General features: G+C 72.8%; 23 protein-coding genes. 12 read left to right on the top strand and 11 right to left on the bottom strand.

Features of this window, described 5'->3' with window-relative positions; genetic code table 11:
* Positions 1-134: 134 nt before the first annotated feature.
* Entirely contained in the window at positions 135-2,867 is a 2,733-nt protein-coding gene (locus OG494_RS02140) for a ricin-type beta-trefoil lectin domain protein (RefSeq protein ID WP_328451390.1), read from the bottom strand.
* Positions 2,868-3,008: 141 nt separating this feature from the next.
* Between OG494_RS02140 and OG494_RS02135 the strand changes: the two genes are divergently transcribed.
* Entirely contained in the window at positions 3,009-3,317 is a 309-nt protein-coding gene (locus OG494_RS02135; protein ID WP_328451388.1) for a hypothetical protein, read from the top strand.
* Positions 3,314-3,715 (top strand): hypothetical protein, encoded by a 402-nt coding sequence (locus OG494_RS02130; RefSeq protein ID WP_328451386.1) that lies wholly within the window; start codon positions 3,314-3,316, stop codon positions 3,713-3,715. Before OG494_RS02135 ends, OG494_RS02130 begins: the two co-directional genes overlap by 4 nt.
* A gap of 1 nt (position 3,716) precedes the next feature.
* On the opposite strand, the gene OG494_RS02125 is transcribed toward OG494_RS02130, so the two are convergent.
* Positions 3,717-4,994, bottom strand: a complete 1,278-nt coding sequence (locus tag OG494_RS02125) for an alginate lyase family protein (protein WP_328451384.1) — start codon at positions 4,992-4,994, stop codon at positions 3,717-3,719.
* A 178-nt stretch (positions 4,995-5,172) separates the two neighbouring features.
* On the opposite strand from OG494_RS02125, the gene OG494_RS02120 reads away from it, so the two are divergent.
* The gene (locus tag OG494_RS02120) at positions 5,173-6,039 is read left to right on the top strand and encodes a helix-turn-helix domain-containing protein (protein WP_328451382.1); all 867 of its coding nucleotides are present in this window, start codon (positions 5,173-5,175) and stop codon (positions 6,037-6,039) included.
* A 72-nt stretch (positions 6,040-6,111) separates the two neighbouring features.
* Positions 6,112-7,029 carry an SMP-30/gluconolactonase/LRE family protein gene (locus tag OG494_RS02115; protein ID WP_328451380.1) on the top strand — a complete coding sequence of 306 codons (918 nt, stop codon included), beginning with the start codon at positions 6,112-6,114 and terminating at the stop codon, positions 7,027-7,029.
* Here the strand turns inward: OG494_RS02115 and OG494_RS02110 are convergent.
* Positions 7,015-7,353 (bottom strand): hypothetical protein, encoded by a 339-nt coding sequence (locus OG494_RS02110; protein ID WP_328451378.1) that lies wholly within the window; start codon positions 7,351-7,353, stop codon positions 7,015-7,017. The two genes, OG494_RS02115 and OG494_RS02110, sit on opposite strands and share 15 nt — an antisense overlap.
* Positions 7,354-7,528: 175 nt before the next feature.
* Positions 7,529-8,347, bottom strand: coding sequence for a LysR family transcriptional regulator (locus tag OG494_RS02105; protein WP_328451376.1), 819 nt, complete (start codon positions 8,345-8,347; stop codon positions 7,529-7,531).
* 97 nt (positions 8,348-8,444) lie between these two features.
* Here OG494_RS02105 and OG494_RS02100 point away from each other — a divergent pair, with 97 nt between their 5' ends.
* From OG494_RS02100 to OG494_RS02085, 4 genes are all read left to right on the top strand, one after another.
* Positions 8,445-8,894, top strand: coding sequence for a nuclear transport factor 2 family protein (locus OG494_RS02100; protein WP_328451374.1), 450 nt, complete (start codon positions 8,445-8,447; stop codon positions 8,892-8,894).
* Positions 8,891-9,799: an NADP-dependent oxidoreductase gene (locus tag OG494_RS02095; protein ID WP_328451372.1), complete on the top strand. Its 909-nt coding sequence runs from the start codon at positions 8,891-8,893 to the stop codon at positions 9,797-9,799. The genes OG494_RS02100 and OG494_RS02095 overlap by 4 nt, the downstream gene beginning before the upstream one ends.
* Before the next feature lie 94 nt (positions 9,800-9,893).
* Positions 9,894-10,355 carry a peptidase inhibitor family I36 protein gene (locus tag OG494_RS02090; protein WP_328451370.1) on the top strand — a complete coding sequence of 154 codons (462 nt, stop codon included), beginning with the start codon at positions 9,894-9,896 and terminating at the stop codon, positions 10,353-10,355.
* 61 nt (positions 10,356-10,416) lie between these two features.
* Positions 10,417-11,289, top strand: coding sequence for a hypothetical protein (locus OG494_RS02085; protein ID WP_328451368.1), 873 nt, complete (start codon positions 10,417-10,419; stop codon positions 11,287-11,289).
* A gap of 199 nt (positions 11,290-11,488) precedes the next feature.
* On the opposite strand, the gene OG494_RS02080 is transcribed toward OG494_RS02085, so the two are convergent.
* Entirely contained in the window at positions 11,489-11,986 is a 498-nt protein-coding gene (locus tag OG494_RS02080) for a MarR family winged helix-turn-helix transcriptional regulator (RefSeq protein ID WP_328451366.1), read from the bottom strand.
* A gap of 62 nt (positions 11,987-12,048) precedes the next feature.
* On the opposite strand from OG494_RS02080, the gene OG494_RS02075 reads away from it, so the two are divergent.
* Positions 12,049-12,459 (top strand): DUF6069 family protein, encoded by a 411-nt coding sequence (locus tag OG494_RS02075; RefSeq protein ID WP_328451364.1) that lies wholly within the window; start codon positions 12,049-12,051, stop codon positions 12,457-12,459.
* On the opposite strand, the gene OG494_RS02070 is transcribed toward OG494_RS02075, so the two are convergent.
* Complete coding sequence (locus OG494_RS02070) at positions 12,444-12,902, bottom strand: GNAT family N-acetyltransferase (protein WP_328451362.1); 459 nt, start codon at positions 12,900-12,902, stop codon at positions 12,444-12,446. The genes OG494_RS02075 and OG494_RS02070 overlap by 16 nt on opposite strands.
* Positions 12,902-13,687: an HpcH/HpaI aldolase/citrate lyase family protein gene (locus OG494_RS02065; protein ID WP_328451360.1), complete on the bottom strand. Its 786-nt coding sequence runs from the start codon at positions 13,685-13,687 to the stop codon at positions 12,902-12,904. The genes OG494_RS02070 and OG494_RS02065 overlap by 1 nt, the downstream gene beginning before the upstream one ends.
* Positions 13,688-13,791: 104 nt before the next feature.
* Here OG494_RS02065 and OG494_RS02060 point away from each other — a divergent pair, with 104 nt between their 5' ends.
* Positions 13,792-14,550, top strand: coding sequence for a thioesterase II family protein (locus tag OG494_RS02060; RefSeq protein WP_328451358.1), 759 nt, complete (start codon positions 13,792-13,794; stop codon positions 14,548-14,550).
* Positions 14,551-14,560: 10 nt separating this feature from the next.
* Here the strand turns inward: OG494_RS02060 and OG494_RS02055 are convergent, their stop codons facing one another.
* Positions 14,561-15,589, bottom strand: a complete 1,029-nt coding sequence (locus OG494_RS02055; RefSeq protein ID WP_328451357.1) for a LacI family DNA-binding transcriptional regulator — start codon at positions 15,587-15,589, stop codon at positions 14,561-14,563.
* A 211-nt stretch (positions 15,590-15,800) separates the two neighbouring features.
* Here OG494_RS02055 and OG494_RS02050 point away from each other — a divergent pair, with 211 nt between their 5' ends.
* Positions 15,801-16,781, top strand: a complete 981-nt coding sequence (locus OG494_RS02050) for a hypothetical protein (RefSeq protein WP_328451355.1) — start codon at positions 15,801-15,803, stop codon at positions 16,779-16,781.
* 107 nt (positions 16,782-16,888) lie between these two features.
* Here the strand turns inward: OG494_RS02050 and OG494_RS02045 are convergent, their stop codons facing one another.
* The gene (locus tag OG494_RS02045) at positions 16,889-18,622 is read right to left on the bottom strand and encodes a beta strand repeat-containing protein (protein ID WP_328451353.1); all 1,734 of its coding nucleotides are present in this window, start codon (positions 18,620-18,622) and stop codon (positions 16,889-16,891) included.
* 56 nt (positions 18,623-18,678) lie between these two features.
* Entirely contained in the window at positions 18,679-19,635 is a 957-nt protein-coding gene (locus tag OG494_RS02040) for a hypothetical protein (protein WP_328451351.1), read from the bottom strand.
* A gap of 358 nt (positions 19,636-19,993) precedes the next feature.
* Here OG494_RS02040 and OG494_RS02035 point away from each other — a divergent pair, with 358 nt between their 5' ends.
* Entirely contained in the window at positions 19,994-20,956 is a 963-nt protein-coding gene (locus OG494_RS02035; protein WP_328451349.1) for a ferritin-like domain-containing protein, read from the top strand.
* Between the two features lie 57 nt (positions 20,957-21,013).
* Here OG494_RS02035 and mug read toward each other — a convergent pair whose 3' ends face one another.
* The gene (gene mug, locus OG494_RS02030) at positions 21,014-21,592 is read right to left on the bottom strand and encodes a G/U mismatch-specific DNA glycosylase (RefSeq protein ID WP_328451347.1); all 579 of its coding nucleotides are present in this window, start codon (positions 21,590-21,592) and stop codon (positions 21,014-21,016) included.
* Positions 21,593-21,685 lie beyond the last annotated feature (93 nt).

Genomic DNA, 21,685 nt, shown 5'->3' with positions numbered 1-21,685 from the left:
CGCGTGAAGATCACTGAGAGCAGGGAGAACCCGCCCGGGCCCGGCGGTGAACCGGTTTCAGGTTGAGCCCCGAACCGGGGGACTGTCAACAGATTGTCGCGTTTTTGGTCCAGACAACTTTGCGGACACCCGGCTCAGCCGCGGGACCACCGCTGGCTGCCGGCGCCCGAGCAGGCCGCGATGACGAGCGGGCTGCTCGACGCCGTCGCGCCGCCCGCGACGTCCAGGCACTTCCCCGAACCCGCGCCGACCACCGTGCCGTCGGAGCGGACCCGCCACTGCTGGCCGGGAACGCCCGTGCAGTCCCAGATCTGCACCGGGGTGGCGTCCGCGGTCCCGCCGCCGACGACGTCCAGGCACTTCGTGTCGAAGACCGTCAGCCGGCCGGTCGTGGTGGACGTCCAGGCCTGGTTGCCGCCGCCGTTGCAGTCCCACAGGGCCGGGCGGGTGCCGTTCGTCTGGTCCGCGGCGGGCACGTCGGCGCAGCGGCCCGACGCCTGCCCCTTGAGCACGCCGGTGCTCGCGCCGCGGTCCCAGCGCTGGTTGAGGCCGCCGTTGCAGGCCCAGGTGGTGAGCGCGGTGCCCGGCGACGTCCCGTGCGCGACGGCGTCCAAGCAGGTGCCGTCGCCGGTGCTCACCACGCTGCCGTCGGGGTCGAGCCGCCAGCTCTGGGCAGGCGTGCCCGCGCAGTCCTGGATGCGGACCGCGGTGCTGTCGGCCGCGTCGAGGCACTTGCCGCCGTAGACGGTGAGCTGCCCGGACGGGGTGGCCGTCCACTGCTGGTTCGCGCCGCCATTGCAGTCCCACAGCGTGATGGCCGTGCCGTTGGCCTGGCTCAGCGCCGGGACGTCGGCGCAGAGCCCGGACTCCCGTCCTTTGAGGACACCGCCGAGGTTCCCGGGCGGCGCCGCGACCACGGAAAGGTTGTCGAACATCGTGGTCTGGTAGCCGGCGACGCCGAGGCCGACCTGGCCGGCGGTGAACGACGTGTCGGTGACCGCGCCGAGCCGGGCGCCGTCGAGGGTCGCGGTGACGCTGTTGCCGGAGAAGCCCAGCCCGAGCCGGTGCCAGGTGTTCAGCCCGGGCGCGGCCGCCGTGCCGGACGCCAGCGTCGTCAGGACGCCGCCGCTGCTGTTCTTCGCGATCGCCCACCGGCCCCGGTCGTCCAGGCGCAGCTGGTAGGCGGCCTGGCGGCTCTGCGGCCGGGTCTGGGTGTTCGCCCGGCCGAGCAGCGTGACCGTGCCGGCCTGCTGGAGATCGACGTCGACGCTGACGGTGTAGTCCCGCCAGGCCGGGTCGCCGAGCAGGCCGTAGGCGTCGCTGTCGTCCTGCCACTCGATCGGCTTCACCGGCGCGACCTGCTGCAGGCACTGGCCGGTCCGGCCCGCCGCGCACGGGCGAGCTTCGTAGGAGCCCTGCATGTCGGCGAAGTACTTCGCCTCGGCGCGGCTCGGGTAGGCGTCGAAGGTGTCGGAGTACGGCAGCGCCAGCGCGTGCTCGGCCGGGCCGGCGGCGGTGCCCTTGCCCTGGCCGGACGTCGTGGTGACGGAGTAGATCCGGCCGGGCTGCAGCGTCAGGGAGTACGCGCCGCCCTGCGGCGTGACGTCGGCCTGCCGCACCAAGGAGTCCGCACCGCCGAGGTCGGTCGACCAGACGTGCGCCGTCCCGGTGCCGAGCCCGCCGGAGACCTTGACGTTCACCGTCTGCGCGGCCGTGGCGCCGGTGGTCTCGTAGATCGTCGAGTAGTCCGTGCCCGTGGCGGATTTCAGGCTGACGTAGCTGCCGTTCGCCCGGTTGCCGCCGAGGTAGCCGCTCGCGCTGCCGGTGAGGAACTTCCAGCCGGGCTGGGTGAACTGCGTGACCTGCGCGGTGGCCCACAGGCTCTTGCCGAGCTGGTAGGACCCCGACCACGGCGACCCGGCCACCGCCAGCCCGACCGTGCTGTAGGGCAGGTTCGGGGTGATGGCGGCGAGCAGGGGCCAGTTCATGAACCCCGTCAGCTGCCCGTCCAGGTAGCCCCGGGTGATGCTGCGGATCAGCGGCACCGCGCCCGCGTTGTCGTCCTGTGAGCCGAACTCACTGGCCCACAAGGGTTTCCCGGTCGCCACGGCGTTGGCCGACGACGCGCACGACGTCGCGTCGGACAGGTAACCGCACGGGTAGTGCGAGCCGACGACGCCGACCGCGCGCCCGAACGCCGGATCGGCCAGCATGTCGTCCGCGGTGTTCCAGCCGGTGTCGTCACCGACGATCTGCACCGCCCCGTAACCGTGGGAATCCAGGGCGGCGCGCAGGTTCTTGTACCAGGTCGTGTCGTGCCCGCGCTCGTTCCAGCCGCCGAGGTAGCCGATGGTCAGGCCGTGCTGCTTCGCGCAGCCGAGCCACGAGAGGTCGTAGTCGATCATGTCCTGCGACCAGAAGTTCCCGCCGCCGATCCAGCCCGGCGCGGCCCACGGCAGCGCGACCAGCTTGATCCCGGGGTTGCGGGCGACGGCCTGCTCCCCCAGCCAGAACTCGTAGCCGACGTCGCAGTTCACCTCGCCGCGCACGTGCTCGTGACTGGGTTCGGCGCCGTCGGTGGAGTTCGCGTCGCCGCCGATCTCCAGCTTCAGCAGCTGCACCGCGGCGCCGTACCCGGGCTTGAACAGGTAGTCGAGGATCTGCGCGCGCTGGGCGGGCGGGTAGTCGACGAGCAGCCGCGAGTTCCCGCCGCCGCCGCTGATCGCCCCGGCGCCGTCGAAGGTCCTCCCCTGCGCGGCGCCGTTCACCGCGATGTCGGTGGTCACCGCCGACGCCGCCGTGGCCGGGACGACCAGCGCGGCGAGGACGAGGAACGGGACGACGAGCAAGCGGGCGACCCGGGCCATGAAGTGCTCCTCCAGCCGAAGCCAGGCACCCCGCGACCGGGGCGCCGCACCTCAGGGAAGCGGCTCGGAGCAAGGAAAGTCAACGGACGGAAGTCGCGCGCGGCGAGATCAGTCCGATTCCTGTCCGGTTACCCTGGCCCGGTGACGACCATGGAACCGGCCCGCTTCACGATCCACGACGGCGCCGAAGCGGCGCTGCCGGCGGAACGCCCGGCGACGGTGGTCGCGCTGCGCCGCCGGTTCCCGGGCGGCCTCGCCGCGTACCTGACCCGGGAGGACGACGGCGGCCGGCTCGACGTCATTCTGGGGCGCAGCCGCGCAGAGGCGGAGGAAGCGGCTCGGACCATCGGCTCGGTGCCGGAGTGCGCGGCGTGGTTCCGCCACCTCGCGGGCTCGGGCGGGCCGCGGCACGTCGAGGTCGTCGACGCCTGGCCGGGCGAGGCGGGATGACCCGCTTCGGCATCGACGCCCTGACCGCGCTGCGCCTGGCCGAAGACCGGGTGGCGGTGGCCCCGGAACACCGGCTCGTCGCCCCGAGCGTGCTGCGGTCGCACGCGATGGCGCACCTCTACGAGAGCGTCCGCCGGGGCGAACGCACCGAGAAAGACGGCTTGGCCCTGCTGGAACGCCTGGCGGGCCTGAAGATCCGGCTGCTCGGCGACCGCGTCTCGCGCTCGACGGCGTGGCAGATCGCCGCGCGGCTCGACTGGCCCGGCATCGGGATGGCCGAATACCTGGCCGTCGCGAAGCTGCAGGCCGACCGGTTCGTCACCCTCGACCCGGCGCTCGCCGCGGTGGCGGACGAGTTCGTCCCCACCGCGGCGATCACGGAACTGCTTTCCCGGTGACTCAGCCGGTCGTCGAGATGTCGTCGAGCTGCTCGGCCGCCGGCCGGACCGGGTAGAGGTCGCCGCCCGGCGGTGCCGGGACCCGCGGGAGCGCGGCGCGGGCCAGGCGGTCACCGGCGTCCGCGGCGGCGTGGACGCTGTCCAAGGCCGCGTACTGGGTGAAGTTCAGGTCCGGGTAGGGCCACTGCGCGGCGCCGCCGGTGGCCGCCGGGAGCAGGAAGTCGACGGCCTTGGTGATGCCGGCGCCCTGCGGGTTCCGGTAGCCCCACAGGTCGACGCCGGCGTGGCTGCCGATCTGCGCGAGCCGGGTCAGCGCGACCAGGTTGAACGTCGAGTAGTGGAACGTGCGGGTGCGCGCCACCTCCTCCGGCTGGCTGCCGTCGGCGGCGATCCGGTGGTCGATCCGGCCCGCCTTGGCCTTCTCGAGGATGTCCTCGGTGACGCCGCTCTGCCCGGTGTAGAGCGCGATCCCGGCGGTCAGCACGTCCATGAACGTGCCGTGGTTGTTCTGGGCCGCGGCCTCGTCCTGGCCGTACTTGCTGGTGCGCAGCCAGGTCAGGAAGTCACCCGACCAGCCCTTGAACGCGCTTTCGTCGGCCTTCGACCAGCCCGGCGCGCCGGTGCTCAGGATCGCGGCGGCGTCGAGCACCTGGGTGAAGGTGTAGGAGAACTCGATGATGCCGATCCCGCGGCCGTCGTTCTTGCACGGGATGCCCTGCGCGAAGTTCAGGTTCGGGTTCATCTTCGTGGCGGCGTCGAGGAACCAGGTGCGCAGGTCGAGCGCCGCGCGCCGCGCGTAGTCGGCTTTGCCGGTGTAGTACCAGGCCAGCGACAGCCGGTAGATCGAGCTGAACGCCTTGAGCCGCTCGGCCTTGTCGGACACGGCCGTGGTCTCGGGGTTGAGCACGCCGTCCCGCTGGACGTACGGGCAGCCGAGCGGGTTCGCCGCGGTCTTAGGCTGGCTGGGCCACCAGTACGGCGCGAGGCTCAGGTAGTCGTGCTTGTCGCCACTGGGCGGCACCCGCTCCTTGTCGGCGACGGTCCACGGGCCGTCCTCGACCGCGACGTCGGCCTGCTCGACGAGATTCCCGAGCGACGTCTTGACGGTCTTGTCCCCGAGCAGCAGGGCGAGTTTGTTCAGCAGGAGGCGGTTCCCGTCGAGCACGACGGTCTTGGGCGGGCAGAGCCGTTCGATCCCGGGCAGCGAGCACACCCCGGCGGTCGTGGCCGGGCCGGCCGACGCGACTCCGGACAGCGCCCCGCCGAGGGTCGCCGTCACCACGGCCAGAACACCGAGGCGGCGAAGGTTTCCGAGTGGCAACACTGCTACTCCGTTCACGTACATGAACCAGTGGCATACATGTGACGCTTGATTGGATACCTGAACGCCGGGCGATGCACAAGGGTCCCCGTGCCAGGGTGTGGCTCGGGTTCGCCCCAGGCTCGACACTGGAGCCATGGACGGACGACGGCAGCTCGGTGAGTTCCTGCAGACCCGGCGCGCCCGGCTGCGGCCCGAGGACGTCGGGCTGGCCGAGCACGGCGACCGGCGGCGGGTGCCGGGCCTGCGCCGGGAGGAGCTCGCGCTGCTGGCCGGCGTGAGCGCGTCGTACTACGCGCGGCTCGAGCAGGGCTACTCCCTCAACGCCTCCGCCGAGGTGCTCGACGCGATCGCCGGGGCGCTCGCGCTGGACGACACCGAACGCCGGCACCTGCACAACCTGGCCGGGCCCCGCCGCCGGGCGGGGAACCGCCGGCCGGCGCCCGAGCGGCTCACCCCGGCGACGCGCCAGCTGATGGCCGCGCTCGGGGACGTGCCGGTCGTCGTGCTCGGCCGGCGCGGCGACGTCCTCGCCTGGACCCGGACCGGGCACGCGCTCCACGCCGGGCACCTCGGATTCGGCTCGCCGGAGGACAAGGGCGCGCGCCCCAACATGACGCGGCTGGTGTTCACCGACGCGCACACCCGCGAGCTGTACCCCGGCTGGGCGGCGAAGGCCCGCGACGTCGTCGGCAACCTGCGGCTGGCGGCCGGGCAGCACCCCGACGACCCGCTGCTGGCGTCGCTGATCGGCGAGCTGTCGATGAAGAGCCCGGAGTTCGCCGCGCTGTGGTCGGACCACCGCGTCCGCGCCTGCGACGTCGGCGTCTACGAGATGCACCACGCGATCGTGGGCGCCATGACGCTCACCCAGCAGACCCTGCACACCGAGCAGGGGCAGCGGATCGTGGTCGCCACGGCGGAGCCGGATTCGGCGTCGGCGCACGCGCTGCAGCTGCTCGCCCGGGACGTCACAGCCGAGGTCGCCCCCGTTCGGCCCTGACATTTTTTCCTCGCACCGCACGGTTTTCACCCACCGCGCGTTCCTCGAACGCGCCGGAAAAACGAAGGAACCATGAAGAAGACGCTCTTGACCCTCACCCTCCTGGCGACCGTCGCCACCGCCACACCGGCCTCGGCGGCGTCGCGCGACGTGGTGCACTTCGATCTGACGGCCGGGCAGCAGCCGGAGAACGTCGCCCTGGAACCCGACGGTTCCGCCGACGTCACCTTCGCCGGCGCGCGTCAGGTCGCCCGCGTGGACCGGGCGGGCCGGACGCGGATCCTGGCGACGCTGCCCGCTCCGGCCGGCGGCGGCGGGGCTCCGGCCCTGGGTTTCCCGCTGACGACCGGCATCGTCCGGACGGCCGACGGGACCCTGTATGTGTTGTACGCGACCGGAACCGACGACCTGACGGGGCTGTGGCGGCTGCGCCCGGGCGGCACGCCCGAGCGGATCGCCGCGCTGCCCGGGACCGGCCTGCCGAACGGGCTGGCGTTCGACGGGCACCGCTTCTTCGTCACCGATTCGGTGCTCGGTACCGTGTGGACGGTCCCCTTCGCCGGCGGGACAGCGAAATCCTGGTCCACCGCGACGGAGCTCGTCCCGAACGGCTTCCTCGGCGCGAACGGCGCCAAGCTCCACGACGGCGCCCTCTGGGTGACCAACCTCGATCGCGGCACCGTGCTCCGCATCCCGATCCTGCCGAACGGCCGGGCGGGCACCCCGCGGATCAAGGCGACGGACGTCGCGGGCATCGACGACTTCACGTTCACCGGCCGCGGCGACGAGATCCTCGCCGCGCTCGACAGCCCGAACAAGGTCGTCCGGATCAGCGCGGACGGAACGGCGTCGACGGTGCTGGACGCCGCCGACGGCCTGCAGAACCCGACGTCGATCGCGGTGCGCGGCAGTGAGGTTTACGTGCTGAGCGCGGCGTACCTGACGCGGAAGGACCCGAACCTGCTGCGGGCCACGCTACCCCGCTGCTGAGCCGCGCCAGTGTTCCCGGCCGTCGTCGAAGTACGCGTCCAGGTACTCCGACGGCGGCAGGGAACTGTCCCGCAGCAACGAAAACACCTCGGCGCCCGGCCGGAGCTCGCCGCGTTCCCGCAGCGCGTACGCCTGGGCGAACTGCAGGTAGGTGACGTCGGCCGCCGCGGCGTACTCGCGGGCTTCCCGCTCGGCCAGCCCGATGGCGGCGTCGAGACTTCCGGCCCGCCACAACGTGATCCGTTCTTCGAACGGCGTGCCGTGGGAGCCGTCCCACCGGAAAACGCAACGCACGGCGTACCATTCGTCTTCGGGCGTGAGCATCCGCGGAAACTACCACTACGCGATCGCCGCCACGGCAAGCCTGCGCGCCACAACATCCCTCGCCGTACGCTCGAACGCCTCCACCTCCGCGCCCACCTCCCCCGCCAGGCGAGCCAGCACCACCCGGGTCGGCGGGCAACCCCGCCACAACACCAAGCACACAAACCCCAACCGGCTAAGCGATCGCCGCCACGGCAAGCCTTCGAGCCGCAACATCCCTCGCCGTACGCTCGAACGCCTTCACCTCCGCGCCCACCTCACCCGCCAAGCGGGCCAGCACCACCCGGGTCGGCGGGCAGTCCGCCACCGGCACTCCCACGACAGCGTCACCGGCCCGGCTCACCGCGCCGTGGCCGACGACCGCCAGCAGCTGGCCGACCGCTACCCGGTCCACGATCTCGTCCAGGGGCAGCTGCGGGCACTCCGTCCGGAACGCGTCTTCGCGGCGGAGGTCGGCGATCGAGACCGCCGGGCGGGCGGCGAACGGGTGCGACACCGGGACCAGGGCCACCGGCAGCTCTTCGGCGACGTCCGTGGTGACGAACCCGGCGAGGTCGTTGCTCGCGCAGAGCAGGGCGACGTCGGCGGCGCCGCCGCGGAGGGCGCCGACCTGGTCGGTGGTGAACAGCAGCTCCACCGGGTACGCGCGGGCGAACGCCTCGACCAGCTCGGACAGCACGCCGGCGGCGGTGCCCGAGCGCACCGCGACCGTCAGCGGCGATGAGCGTCCCGCCCGCCGGGCGCGCCGGGCCGCCCGGTCGACCGCGGCCAGCGCCGACCGGCTGTCGGCCAGGAAGACGCGGCCGGCGTCGGTGAGCGACACGCGGCGGCTCGTCCGGTCGAACAACCGCACGCCCAGGCGCCGTTCCAGCCGGGCGATCGCCCGCGACAACGGCGGGGCCGCGATCCCGAGCCGCTCGGCCGCGCGGCCGAAGTGCAGCTCTTCGGCGACCGTCACGAAGTAGGCGAGCTCGCGGGTCTCCAGTCGATCCATACCTCCAGGGTAATGATCGGCGGCCCGGACGGCATCGTTCCGCCGGTCACGGCGCGGTTGGCTGGAAGCACAGCCACCACCGACGAAAGGTCACCCCGTGTCCGACGAACGCGCGGTCCAGGAAGTCCTGGCCCGCTACGTCCGCGCCACCGACCGGCGCGACGGCGCCGCCCAAGGCGCCCTGTTCACCGACGACGCCGTCGTCCGGATCTTCCGGAAGGCCGGGCCCGACCAGTACGAGCCGGTCGGCGAGCCGCTGACCGGCGGCGCCGGTGTGCGGTACGCCGTCGAGAACTTCATGGCCCCGCACCCCGAAGGCGGGTCCAGCCACCACGTCACCGCCGATCACCTGATCACCGTCGACGGCGACACCGCCCACCTCAACGCCCAGTTCGTCGTGTTCGAGGTCCGGACCACGCCCGAACGTACGATCCAGGCCGTCGAGTCGGGGTACTACGACACCGAACTGCGGCGCGTCGACGGCGAGTGGAAGATCGTCCGGCACCACGCGCTGGGCGACCTGCCGATGCGGGTCGTGCAGCCGTGAAAGCCGTTGTCCACCACCGGTACGGCGGCCCCGAGGTGCTGGCGGTCGCCGAGCTGCCCGAGCCCGTGGTCGACCTCGACGGCGTGCTCGTGCGGGTGCGGGCCGCCGCGCTCAACCCGGCCGACCTCGGCGTCCGATCAGGAGTGCTGGCCGGGTTCCGCGCGTCCTACTTCCCGGTCGTGCCCGGCTGGGACGTCGCCGGGGTGGTCGGGCGCGCCGGCCCCGCCGCGCCCGAGTTCGCGCCCGGCGACGAGGTGATCGGCTACGTCCGCGGCGAGGTCGAACACCGCAACGGCGCCTACGCGGAGCTGGTCGCCGCCGACGTCCGGACGCTGGTCCGCAAGCCCCGCGGCGTCCCGTGGGCCGAGGCGGCGGGGCTGCCGCTGGCCGGGCTCACCGCGGTGCAGGCCGTCGACACGCTCGCCCTGAAGCCCGGCGAGACGCTGCTGGTCCACGCGGCCGCGGGCGGCGTCGGCTCGCTGGCCGCGCAGCTCGCCGTCAGCCGCGGCGTCCGGGTGCTGGGCACGGCGTCCGAAGCCAACCACGGCTACCTGCGTTCCCTGGGCGTGGAGCCGATCCGCTACGGCGACGGCCTCGCCGAGCGCGTCCGCGCCCTTGCCCCGGAGGGTGTCGACGCCGTCCTGGACACGGCCGGGCGCGGAACGCTGAGGGCGACTCCGGGCCTCGGCACGCGGGTCGCGTCGGTCGCCGAGTTCGACGTCCCGGGTGTGACACCGGTGTTCGCCCGCCTCGTCCCCGCCGACCTGCGCACGGTCGCCGCCCTGGCGGAGGCGGGGACGCTCCGGGTGCGGGTGGCGCGGACGTTCCCGCTGGAGGAAGCCGCGACGGCCCAACAGATGCTGGCCGAGGGACACGCGCCGGGCCGGATCGTCCTGGTCCCCTGACGTTGCTCCACCCGGGTTCTCTTCGCGGTCCGGCCTCAACCCGGGTCCAGTTCGGGCGTGGAAGCGGTGCAGGACCACGAACGAGGGAGAACCCATGATGTCGAAGGTGCGGAAAATCGCGATCGGTGCCGTCCTGGCCGCGGCCGGGCTCATCGCGGCCCCGGCCGCCCAGGCGGCGACCGTGAGCCCGGCGGCGAGCGCCGCCTGCCCGAGCGCCTATTTCTGCTTCTACTTCAACAGCGGCAACGCCGGCGCTCACGGCGACTACTTCCATTCGGACGGCAACCTCGGCGACGAGCTGTTCAACAAGGTCGGCACCACCAGCAACGGCTTGGGCGTCCAGGTGAAGAACCATGCCGCGTCGGTGACCAACAACTGGTCCTACACGGCGACGGTCTACTACAACAGCGGCTGCAACGGCAGTGTCGCGTCGCAGTCGTTCGCCCCGTACTCCTCCGGAAACTTCAACGCCACCATGAAGAACCAGAACGCGAGCTTCAAGTGGCCGGGGAGTGCAGGGGCGTCCTCCGACTGCGCGAACCGCGATCAGTTCTAGCCGCACCGGCCGGGACCGCGCCGCACCGGCGCGGTCCCGGTCGCGAACCGGAGGTCCAGCCGTGGCCACATCCAGCCGCGTCATAACCTTCGCCGCGGTGCTGGCGATCGTCGCCGGTTGTTCGGCGGCGCCCGCCGCGACGTCCGACTTCGGTGCGGACGACCTCGCCGCCGCGCTCGGCAAGGTTCCCCGTGACCTGTCGACGGTGCACGGTCTCGACCTCCCGCTCGACCGGTCGCAGCTGACGCCGGTCGAAGAGCTGGAGGTCATCAAGGCCCGCAACACCTTGATGGAACGCTGTCTCGCCGCCCGCGGGCTCTCGTTCATCTTCCCGCCCGTCGATCCGGTGCGGGACGCCGCCAAGCCGCGGCGGCACGGTCTCGTCGACGCGGCCGAGGCGGCGGCGTACGGCTACCGCGACCCGGCGGTGTTCGCCCCGCACGGCGCCGACCGGCCGCCGCCAGCACCGGACGTCGTCGCCATGATCACCGGCACGGGCGGAGGACGTGACGTCCCACCCGGCGGGTGCGCGGGCGAGGCGGACCGGACTCTCGCGCCCGACGGGAAACCCGGCCAGGAACCGGTGGGTTTCGCCTTGAGCCAACGCAGTTACGACATCACCCGGACCACCCCGCCGGTCACCGCGGCCGCGGCGGTGTGGTCGCGGTGCATGGCGGAGGCCGGGTTCCGCTATCCCGACCCGCAAGCCGCGATCGAGGATCCCGCGTTCGGCGCGGGCCGCGCGTCGCCGCACGAGATCGCCGTCGCCATCCGGGACGTGCGGTGCAAGGAACGCACCGGCTGGGTCCGGACGTGGGTCGCGGTCGAACGCGCCGTGCAGGAGGGGCTCGTCCCGCACCACGCCGCCGACCTGTCCCGCGAGCACCGGCACAAGGAAGGGCAACTGGCGGCGGCGCGCAGGATCACCGGGTGACGCACACCGGGGACCGGTCCCCGGGTGGCTGGGCTAGAACGAGGCGGACCGGGCGTGGTGCCGAGGGGGGCGCACGACCTCGCGGTCATCCGGACCGGCGTCCCGTCCCGTGCCCCAGCGGAGCGGGACCGCCCGGCGCGGGACCGTCTGCCGCTCACCCGGCAGGCGGTCCCGGCGCGGGCTCCCCGGCCCGGTGAGATCACGGCTTCAGCGACGCCGTGGGCAGCCCGAGGATCTCGACGATCCGCTCGACGGAGTCACCGAGCCGCACGAAGTCGTCCCCCAGCGGCTCGACGACCAGCCGGCGGACGGTGGCGACGTGGCCGGCGGCCGACGCCTCCAGGTGCGCGCGGCCCGCGTCGGTCAGGGTCGCGACGGTGAAGCGGCGGCCCTGGCCGGTGCACACCGTGCGGGTCACCCAGCCCCGGTCCTCGAGCCGCGCGACCGCGTGCGAGATGCGCGGGAGCGACCCGTTGGCCATCTCCGCGATCTGGCTCATCCGCAGGGTTTCGCCGGGGACCGCCGACAGGCGGGCCAGGATCATGTACCCCAGCAGCGTGAGATCGGCGTCGCGCAGGAGCTGGCTCTCCAGCACCCCCGGCAGCGACATCAGCACCTTCACCAGGTTGATCCACGCCCGGTGCTGGTCGTCGTCGAGCCAGCGCACCGGCTCGGTTTCCCCGTCTCGCTCGCTCACGGCTTGACTTTAACACGCAACTCAACCTACCTTGGGTTGCACACGCAACCCAAGGAGCAGCGATGACCACCACCGCCACCACTCCCGCTTCGGCCGTCGCTCTCCGGTACGGCGCCACCGCGCTGGCCGCCGCGGCCGTCAACACCGTCCTCGGGCTCAGCGCGGCCGCACTCGACGACGGCGGCATCGGCATGGGCCTGACCCCGGCCGCCTACCTGCCCGCGACCGTCGTCGGCTTCGTCCTCGGCGTCCTGGGCTGGAACGTGCTCGCCAAGCGGGCCCCGCGGGCCCTGCGCGTCATCGTCCCCGTGGCGCTCGCGCTGACCTGGATCCCGGACGTCCTGCTGCTGAGCGCGGGCGCGACCGCCGCCAACGTCGTCGGCCTGATGCTGATGCACCTCGTCGTCGCCACGGCGGTCGTCACCGTGGGCCTGCGCCGGCTCCGGGTGACGCCGGGTCAGGGCGCCGTGTAGCGCATCGCGATCTTGTGCGGCCGGGGCCGGCCGGTCTCGCGGAAGCCGAGCCGCTCGTAGAACGCCCGGGCGCGCGTGTTGACGTCGAGGACCTCGAGCACCACGTCGCGGCCGCGGGACGCCGCTTCGGCGGCCAGGGCCCGGACGACGTGCGTGCCGATGCCGCGGCCCTGGTGGTGCGGCTCGAGCTCGATCCGGCCGAGGACGACGTCGGGGCCGGTGTCGTCGACGACCAGCGCGCCGGCGTCCCGGCCGTCGACGGTGATGATCTGCGTGCGCGCCGCGTCGAAGCTCTTCTCGTGGTAGGCGCGCTGCGCCGGCTCGTCCCAGCCCCAGATCGCCTCGACGTACTCGCCGAGCGCGCTGCGGTGCAGCTGGAAGCAGAACTCGTCGTCACCCGATCGAGGCTGACGCAACCCGGCCTGCCGCGTCTTCCGGCCCATCACCGCTCCCCGAGGATCCGGCGGGCGCGGGCCAGCACCGGCTTGTCGACCATCTTCCCGTCCACAGCAGACACCGAATCGCCCGCGGTGACGACCCGGCGGGCCCAGCCGAGCTCGGCCTCGGTCGGCGCGAACCCGGCGCGCACCGGGCCGATCTGCTTCGGGTGCACGCAGAGCTTGCCCGCGAAGCCCATGCGCCGCGCGTAATGGACGTCGGCGGCGAGCCGCTCTTCGTCGTGCAGGTCCGTGGTGACGCCGTCGACCGGCGGCGCGAGCCCGGCCGCCGCCGACGCCACGACCAGCCGCGAACGCGCGTAGGCGAACGGCTCCGGGTCTTCGGGCGCGACACCCAGTTCGGCGGCCAGGTCGACGTGGCCGAACGCCAGCCGCGTCACCGATCCGACGGCGGCCAGCTCACCCGCGCGTTCGACGCCGAGCGCCGTCTCGACCAGGGCCACCACCTCGCCGAACCCGGCCAGCACCCCCGGCGTCTCCGCTTTCGGCACCAGCACCGGGACTCCGTGCGCGGCGACCAGGGCGGCGTCGGCGTCGAACCAGGGTGTGCCGGCGGCGTTGATCCGCACCGCCGACACCGCCGGCACCGCCGTCCCCCTCGCCCGGCCGTCGCCGAGCCATGCGGACACCGCGGCGCGGGCGGTGTCCTTGTCCGCCGGGGCGACCGCGTCCTCGAGGTCGAGGACGACGACGTCGGCGCCGCTCGCGACGGCCTTGCCGAAGCGATCGGGCCGGTCTCCCGGCACGAACAGGTACGTCGTCGCGGCCACCGGTTCTCCTGTCGGGCGCGGTCCGGCGAAACCGGCGAAAACACCGGGCCGACCGTGTTTCACTGGTCCCGACGACGATATCCCGGACCTGGAGGGCGGACGACTTGCGCACCGACGACGGCGCCACGACCGATTGGATCCGCCGGTACCACGACGCGACCGGCAGCACCGCCCGGCTGGTGTGCTTCCCGTACGCGGGCGGCTCGGCGAGCTTCTTCCACCCGGTCTCCGTGCGCTTCTCCCCCGGTACCGACGTCGTGTCGCTGCAGTACCCGGGCCGCCAGGACCGGCGGCGCGAGGCGTGCGTCGAGGACCTCGGCAAGCTGGCCGACCTGATCGCCGGAGAGCTCGCCGCGCTGAGCCCCAAGCCGACGGTGTTCTTCGGGCACAGCATGGGCGCGGTGCTCGCGTTCGAGACGGCGTACCGGCTCGAACAGGGCGGCACCCACGCGCCGGCCACGGTGATCGCGTCCGGCCGGCGGGCGCCCTCGACCCGCCGCGACGACCGCGTCCACGAGCGCGACGACCAGGGCCTGATCGCCGAGCTGCGGCTGCTCAACGGCACCGACTCGGCGGTGTTCGGCGACGACGAGCTGCTGCGGCTGGCGCTGCCGGCGATCCGCGGCGACTACACCGCGATCGAGACCTACCGCTGCGAGCCGGGCCGCAAGATCGCGGCGCCCCTCGCGGTGCTCACCGGCGACCACGACCCGAAGACGACGCTGCCCGAAGCCGAGGCCTGGCGCGAGCACACTTCGGGCGCCTTCACGATGCGAGTGTTCCCCGGCGGCCACTTCTTCCTCGCCGACCACCAGGCCGACGTCAACACGGAGATCGCCGGGCACCTCGACGCGCTGCGCTGACCGCGCCGCTTCAGGGCGCCGGCGCGATCGTCGCGCCGGCCACCGGCGGGCACGTCAGCAGCCGGTGCACCGACGGGTCGGCCGCGGCCGGGTCGAGCAGCGACGCCAGCAGCCGGACCGCCGCCCGGCCCATCTCGCGGCGCGGCACCTCGAAGCCGCTGATCTCCGGGCCCGCCGGGACGCCGGGCGGGCGGCCGAGGACCGCCAGGGAAACGTCGCCGGGCACGGACACCCCCGCCTCACCCAGGGCCCGCCGCGTCGCGTGGAACACCGCGCCGGTGTCCGTCTCCTCGACCACCAGGGCCGTCACGCCGTCTTCGAGCCACGCGGTGATCGTCGCGGCGGAGAGATCCGTGCCGTCGGTGCGGGTCACCGTCAGCGCCGCGCCCGCGTCGGCCGCCGCGGTGCGGACGCCGCGCTCGCGGTCGTCCGACGACGGGGCCTCGTCCGGCTCGCGCAGGTACCGCACGCGCCGGTGTCCCGCGCCCACCAGCCGCGTCACGACTTCGGCCGAGGCCGACACGTAATCCGCGCCCACGTAGGGGATCGTGCCGCCCAGCTCGGTCCGGCGTCCGATGTAGACGATCGGGAAGCCGCTCTCCAGCAGCTCGCCGACCGCGGCCACCGGGACGTGCCGGCCCAGGAACAGGCAGCCGTCGGCGAGCCGGGTGCGGCGGATCCGGGTGTGGTCGGGCACCGCGCTGGACGCGGTGAACATGATCAGGTCCTGGCCGAGCGCGGCCGCTTCCGCCTCGATTCCGACCAGGATCGGGTAGTAGGAGTCGGCGACGTCGATCGGGAAGGCCGGGGTGAACGTGTAGACGCCGAGCAGGTTGTTGCGCGCCGACGCCAGCCGCGTCGCCACCGGGTCCGGCACGTACCCCAGCCGCTCGGCGGCTTCCAGCACGCGCAGCCGGGTGCGCTCGGAAAGCCGGACGCCGGTGCGGTTCCCGCCCAGCACCACCGAGACCGTCGCCTGCGAAACCCCGGCGACACGCGCGATGTCGGCCTGCCTCGGCGTCCGCCGCGCCCTGCTCATCGACACCTCGCTCGGGTCGCCGCACCGGGGGTCAGCCGACTCGGTTCAGTAGCCAGCGTGCGGCCCGGCCGGAACACCGTCAACCGTTTTGCCCGAAACTCCAGCGAACCTGCCCCGACCGTACTAATACGTATTACTCCATTGACTTCGCTGTCGGACGCGTGCCACCGTCGCCGGAACGCGAACACTTCGAAGGCGAAGGAGCGGCACCATGTCCCTCACTCGACGCGGCCTGCTGGCCGGTGCCGCCGCACTCGGCGCGGGCGCCCTCCTGCCGGCGCCGGCCCTCGCGGCCCCGGCCGGCTTCCCCGACTACCGGTACCAGCGGCTCGCACTGGTGAAGAGCAAGCTCGAGTACAACCCGACCGGCGAGCTGATCTTCCCCTGCATCCGCGGCACCGCGGGCCGCATCCCGGACGCGCTCGGGGCGTACTACCTCTACTACGCCCCGCACGACGCGCCGGGCGGGATCTGCCTGGCCTACGCGAACACCCTCGACCAGGAGTTCACCGAGTACGCGGGCAACCCGATCATCAAGAACTCGTGGCCCGGCGAGTACTCGGTCAGCCACGTCTCGTCGCCGCACGCGCTGTGGAACGACGACGTCAAGCGGATCTACCTGTACTTCCACGGTGAGAACACGGTGACCCGCCTCGCCAGCTCGGCCGACGGCATCCACTTCACCTACGAGAAGGAGGTGCTGTCCACCCGGCTGCAGCCCGCCGGCACGACCGAGACGTCCTACGCGCGGGTGTTCCGCCAGGACGTGCCGTCGAAGAACGCCCGGTACGTCATGGTCTTCATGATCAACAACAGCAGCAACCACCGCGACATCGGCTGGGGCTGGTCACCCGACGCGCTGAACTGGACGTTCTCGCAGACGCCACTGGTGAAGCACTCGGACGTCGGCGCCAACGACATCGGCGGCCCGCACCTGCTGAACCGCAACAACAGCACGTACGTCGTCTACAACACCGACATCGCGCACGGCGGCAACCTGATGATCACCGAGGTGGGCACCGACTTCTCGAAGCGCAACCACCTCGGGGTGTTCCACGATTCGCTGAGCGGCAGCCCGGACAACGGCCGCAGCGCGGCGCCCAGTTTCGGCACCTACCAGGGCCACGAGTACATGATCTACGAAGCCGGTGAACGGCTGGCGGGCAACATCGCCATCGCCCGCGCGATCTGAGCCGCGCGGCCGTAACCCGGTCTTCCCGACGGGTCGCGGGGTCCCCGGCGAAACGAAGCGGGGGCACCGGAATCCGGTGCCCCCGCTCGTTGTCCTCCCGCTTACCGTCAGACGGTGTGCGGGGCGTGCGCGACGGTGTTCCAGCCCGAGGCGAGGACGCCGGCGTCGCCGCCGTTGCCCGCCCAGCCCGAGTTCCCGCCGGTGGTGACGCTGGTGTTGCCCGCGTCACCGGTCCAGCCGGTGGCGCCGGTGTCACCCGAGTTGCCCGAAGTCACCGTGGTGGCCGACTTCGTGCCGCTCTCGTGCTTCCAGCCGCCGCCGTGGTGACGGCCCTGCTGCTCGTGGCCGCGGGTCGACGTGACGGCGGTGTTGCCGCCGGTCGAGCCCGAGTCGCCCGAGGTGCCGGACGTGCCGCTCACCGCGTTGTTGCCGCTGGTGGCGTTCCCGGCGTCGCCGGAGTCGCCGCCCTTGCCGCCGGTCGCGGTGCCGGTGACCGAGCCCAGGACGCTCGTGCTGCCGCCCTGGTGGTTCCAGCGGTGCCCACCGTTGTTCGTGGCGGAGTTCCGGCCGGTGCTCACGACGGTGGCGTCGCCGCCGTTGCCCGCCCAGCCCGAGTTCCCGCCGGTGGTGACGCTGGTGTTGCCCGCGTCACCGGTCCAGCCGGTGGCGCCGGTGTCACCCGAGTTGCCCGAAGTCACCGTGGTGGCCGACTTCGTGCCGCTCTCGTGCTTCCAGCCACCGTTGTTCCAGCCGCCGTTGTTCCAGCCGCCGTTGTTCCAGCCATCGCTGTGGTGGCCACGGCCGTTGTCCTGGCCGCCCAGGGTCCACACGATGGCGCTGTTGCCACCGGTAGAACCCGAGTCACCCGAGGTGCCGGAGTTCCCGGTCACCGCGGAGTTGTGGCTGGTGGCGTTCCCGGCGTCGCCGGAGTTGCCACCGTTGCCACCCTTGGCGGTGCCGGTGACCGAGCCCAGGACGCCCGTGTTGCCGCCCTGGTCGTGCCGGTGCCAGCCCCAGCCGTGCCCACCGTTGGTGCCGGCGGAGTTGTGACCGGTGCCGACGACGGTGGCGTCGCCACCGTTGCCCGCCCGGCCGGAGTTCCCGCCGGTGGTGGTGCTGGTGTTGGTCGCGTCACCGGTCGAGCCGGTGGCGCCGGTGTTCCCGGAGTCACCCGAGGACACGGTGGTGCTGCACTGCGCCAGCAGGCAGAGGCCGTAGGCGCTGTTGCCCCCGGTCGAGCCGGAGTTCCCGGAATCGCCCGAGTTCCCCGACGTCGCGGAGTTGCTGCTGGTGGCGTTCCCGGCGTCGCCGGAGTTGCCACCGTTGCCACCCTTCGCGGTGCCCGTGACGGTTCCGAGCGCCTTGCCGACGCCGCGGGCGCCCCGCGAGTCCGCGGTGTTCTTGCCCGAGACCGCCGCCGTCCCGGAGCCGCCGTTGCCGGCGTTCCCGGAGTGGCCACCGCTGGTGGTGCTGGTGTTCGAGGCGTTCCCGGTCGAGCCGGTCGCGCCCGTGTTCCCGGAATTACCCGAGGACACCGAGGTAGTGCACTTGGCCAGCACACAAACGCCGTAGGCGCTGTTGCCGCCGGTGGAGCCGGAGTTGCCCGAGTTACCGGAGTTCCCGCTGACCGCGGTGTTGCCGCTGCTCGCGTTCCCGCCGGTGCCCGAGGTCCCGCCGTCGCCGCCGCCGGCGGTGCCGGTCACGACCGAGTGCAGGGTGTTGCCGAGCCCGCCGAGCGGGTTCGCGTTCCCGGTGTCCGCACTGGCCACCGCACTGCCCAGCAGGACGAACCCGCCGGAGATGAATGCGGCGGTCAGGCCGCGTCGCACGTACTTGTGCATGACTTCCCTTTCCTTACCTTCTGTCCAATGTGGATTCCGGAGGTGGAAAGGGAAAGTCAGCTCGGATGGTCGTTGCCGAAGAATTCCAGCCAGTGCAACGACCACGAGCCCGCAGGTGGCGCCCGCCAGAATCGATCGGTTCCCGCCGCACCGGTCCCGGCCGCGGTCACGGCGTACTCGCCGCCGTGCTGAGCACCGGAACCCGCCGACATCGCGCCGCTCGTGCCGGAGACGTCGGCGGGCAGTCCGCCGCCGGATCCGGACATCGGGCCGGTCACGCCGGCCATCTCCGGAGCCGCGTCCCCGGCGACGTGCCGGGAACCCACCTGAGCATCGTGACGACGCTGGGTATCACCCTGCTCGGCGGCCACCGGGGCGATCCAGCCGACCGGTGCGACCTGCTCCGCCGGCGCAACCACCGCCCACGGGGCACTGGTGTCACCGCGCGGAGTGGGCTCGGCCGGCTGCCCGGTCACCGCCGGGACGACGTACCCGGCCCCGATCGCCCGGACCACCGGTGCGGTCACCGGAGCCGTGGCGTGCAGGACCGGCGACGTCACCGGGGACACCGCGTGCAGCACGGGCTCGGTGACCGGCCGCAAGGCCGACAGCACCGGCTCCGCCGCCTGCAGCACCGGACGGGTCACCGGCGCGAGCACGGGCTCGAGCCCGCTCGTCACCGGCCGCACCACCGGGGCCACTACCGACGTCACCGTGTGCAGCGTGCCCGCCACCGGCTTGACCACCGGAGCGACCTGCGACGACACCGTGTACACGGCGCCGGTGACCGGCTTCAGCACCGGTTCGACCGGCTTGAGCACGCCGTGCACCGTTTGCCCGGCTCCGTCGAGCAGACCGGGCCGATCCGGTGGCGGCGAACCTTCGGAAGCGTCCGCGGCCCCCGACACGGCCAACGCCACCAGGGTGAATCCGAACAACGCACCGGCCACAACGAGCACCCGCAGTAGTAACGGGTGGTCGACCAGCACGTAGTCCTTCTGGGAAGTATCCATCCATCTCACCCCCTTTCAGGTCTGGACTTCACCGTCAGTCAGGTTTCGAGGCGAAGGACGTCACCAGATTGGTGGAAAACATTCTTTTTTTCTTTTACCCGAAAGGGTTTTCTACCGTCGGGTAGGGGGTACGCGCGGCGTTTTCCGTGGCCGGTACCGGCCACGGAACTCCCGGAACGGACCGATGTGGACACCCGCGGTGACCCGCCCGCCGCCCGCGTTTTCGCCCGTTCAGGGTGACGACCCATCCGCGGCGGCCCGGGCCTCGAAAGTGGGAGGTCCACGAAGAATCCGCCCGGTGCCGGGAATTCCGGCGGTGGGTTACGCCCGCCGTGCGCGGGCGGGGAGGAGTTCGTCCGTGTTTGGCAAACGTTATGCCGCTTCGATGATCAACCGGAGCGCGGAGAACGACCAGGACCGCCGTCGCTTCCTCAAGGCGGCCGGGATGACCGGCCTCGGCGTCGTCGGCGCCGGTGCGCTCGGCGGCCTCGTCGCGGGGCCCGCGTCCGCGGCCACCGTCCGGCCCGCCGCCGCGGCCGCCGCGGCCGGTGGGGTGAGCGACGCCGCCGTCCTCAACTTCGCCCTCAACCTCGAGTACCTCGAAGCCGAGTTCTACCTCCACGCCGTCACCGGCCGCGGCCTCGACGACGCCATGACCACCGGCACCGGCGCCCGCGGCGGCGTCACCGGCGGACGCGCCGTCCGCTTCCAGACCCGCGCCGCCAAGCAGTACGCCCAGGAGATCGCCGGCGACGAGAAGGCGCACGTCCGGTTCCTGCGCTCGGCCCTCGGCTCGGCGGCGGTCAGCCGGCCCGCCATCGACCTGCGGTCCAGCTTCACGGCCGCCGCGCAGGCCGCCGGGCTCGTGAAGCCCGGGCAGAGCTTCGACGCGTTCTCCTGCGAGGAGAACTTCCTGCTCGCCGCGTTCCTCTTCGAAGACGTCGGCGTCACGGCCTACAAGGGTGCCGCGCCGCTGATCACCAACAAGACCTACCTCGAAGCCGCGGCCGGCATCCTCGCCGTCGAGGCCTACCACGCGGCCAACATCCGCAGCGCGCTCTACCAGCGCGGCGACGCCAACGCCACGGTCAAGCTGTCGGCCGCCCGCGACAGCCTCGACGGGCCGGGCGACGACGACCAGGGCGTCATCGACAGCCACGGCAACGCCAACATCGTCCCCACCGACGCGAACGGCATCGCCTACAGCCGCTCGCCCGGCCAGGTCCTCAACATCGTCTACCTGACGAACAAGGCCGCCACCTCCGGCGGCTTCTTCCCCAAGGGGGTCAACGGCGAGGTGAACACCAGCGCCGCCCACTGACCGCCGGCCGCGGGCGCCGGACCGCCTCGGGGGGCGGCCCGGGACCCGCGGCGCGGGTCAGTGCCCGGGTTCCGGGAACGGGCCGTCGCCGAGGATCCCGGAACGGTCGGGCACACCGGCGGCGGCCCGCATCCGGGCGAACTCGACGGCGAGCGCCGCGGGCGGGAAGTGCGCGTTAAGGCCGCTGGGGTTGGGCACGATCCACACGCGGGCGCCGCCGAGCGTCCCGGGCTGCGGACCGAGCCGGGCCCGGGGTGCGCCGAACGCCACCCGGTAGCCGGTGACGCCCAGGATCGCCAGCCACTGCGGCCGGACCGCCCGGACCCGTTCGGCGAGGTCTTCGCCGCCCGCGACGAGTTCGGCACGGGACAGCTGCGCGGCGCGGGCCGTCGGGCGGCGCACGATGCTGGTGATGCCCAGCCCCCAGTCCGGCAGGAGCCGTTCCTCCTCCGCGCGCAGCCGCCGCGGGGTGAACCCGGAGCGGTGCAGGGCGGGCCAGAACCGGTTGCCGGCGCCGTGGAAGCTGTGCCCGGCCGCCGCGGCCGCGAGGCCGGGGTTGATCCCGACGAACACCACCCGCAGGTCCTGCGCGAGCACGTCCGGCAGGACCACGGCGGCTGGATCGTCGTCGGGCATGGCAAGTTTCCTCAAGGAGTACGCGGGCGGACCGCCACCGAAAGGCTACGCACTCCCACAGGCCCTGCGCACCACCGCGCTCGGCCCCTCCCA

This window comes from Amycolatopsis sp. NBC_00438, assembly GCF_036026695.1.
Taxonomy (GTDB): Bacteria; Actinomycetota; Actinomycetes; order Mycobacteriales; family Pseudonocardiaceae; genus Amycolatopsis.
This window is presented reverse-complemented; position numbering and strand designations above follow the sequence as displayed.

Excerpts from the sequence above, each read along its gene's own strand:
- OG494_RS02105 (WP_328451376.1), bottom strand. The coding sequence starts at position 8,347 with ATGGATCGACTGGAGACCCGCGAGCTCGCCTACTTCGTGACGGTCGCC.
- OG494_RS02130 (WP_328451386.1), top strand. The coding sequence starts at position 3,314 with ATGACCCGCTTCGGCATCGACGCCCTGACCGCGCTGCGCCTGGCCGAA.
- OG494_RS02140 (WP_328451390.1), bottom strand. The coding sequence starts at position 2,867 with ATGGCCCGGGTCGCCCGCTTGCTCGTCGTCCCGTTCCTCGTCCTCGCC.
- mug (WP_328451347.1), bottom strand. The coding sequence starts at position 21,592 with ATGCCCGACGACGATCCAGCCGCCGTGGTCCTGCCGGACGTGCTCGCG.
- OG494_RS02050 (WP_328451355.1), top strand. The coding sequence starts at position 15,801 with ATGTCCCTCACTCGACGCGGCCTGCTGGCCGGTGCCGCCGCACTCGGC.
- OG494_RS02115 (WP_328451380.1), top strand. The coding sequence starts at position 6,112 with ATGAAGAAGACGCTCTTGACCCTCACCCTCCTGGCGACCGTCGCCACC.
- OG494_RS02120 (WP_328451382.1), top strand. The coding sequence starts at position 5,173 with ATGGACGGACGACGGCAGCTCGGTGAGTTCCTGCAGACCCGGCGCGCC.
- OG494_RS02110 (WP_328451378.1), bottom strand. The coding sequence starts at position 7,353 with ATGCTCACGCCCGAAGACGAATGGTACGCCGTGCGTTGCGTTTTCCGG.
- OG494_RS02075 (WP_328451364.1), top strand. The coding sequence starts at position 12,049 with ATGACCACCACCGCCACCACTCCCGCTTCGGCCGTCGCTCTCCGGTAC.
- OG494_RS02070 (WP_328451362.1), bottom strand. The coding sequence starts at position 12,902 with ATGGGCCGGAAGACGCGGCAGGCCGGGTTGCGTCAGCCTCGATCGGGT.
- OG494_RS02055 (WP_328451357.1), bottom strand. The coding sequence starts at position 15,589 with ATGAGCAGGGCGCGGCGGACGCCGAGGCAGGCCGACATCGCGCGTGTC.
- OG494_RS02045 (WP_328451353.1), bottom strand. The coding sequence starts at position 18,622 with ATGCACAAGTACGTGCGACGCGGCCTGACCGCCGCATTCATCTCCGGC.
- OG494_RS02040 (WP_328451351.1), bottom strand. The coding sequence starts at position 19,635 with ATGGATACTTCCCAGAAGGACTACGTGCTGGTCGACCACCCGTTACTA.
- OG494_RS02090 (WP_328451370.1), top strand. The coding sequence starts at position 9,894 with ATGATGTCGAAGGTGCGGAAAATCGCGATCGGTGCCGTCCTGGCCGCG.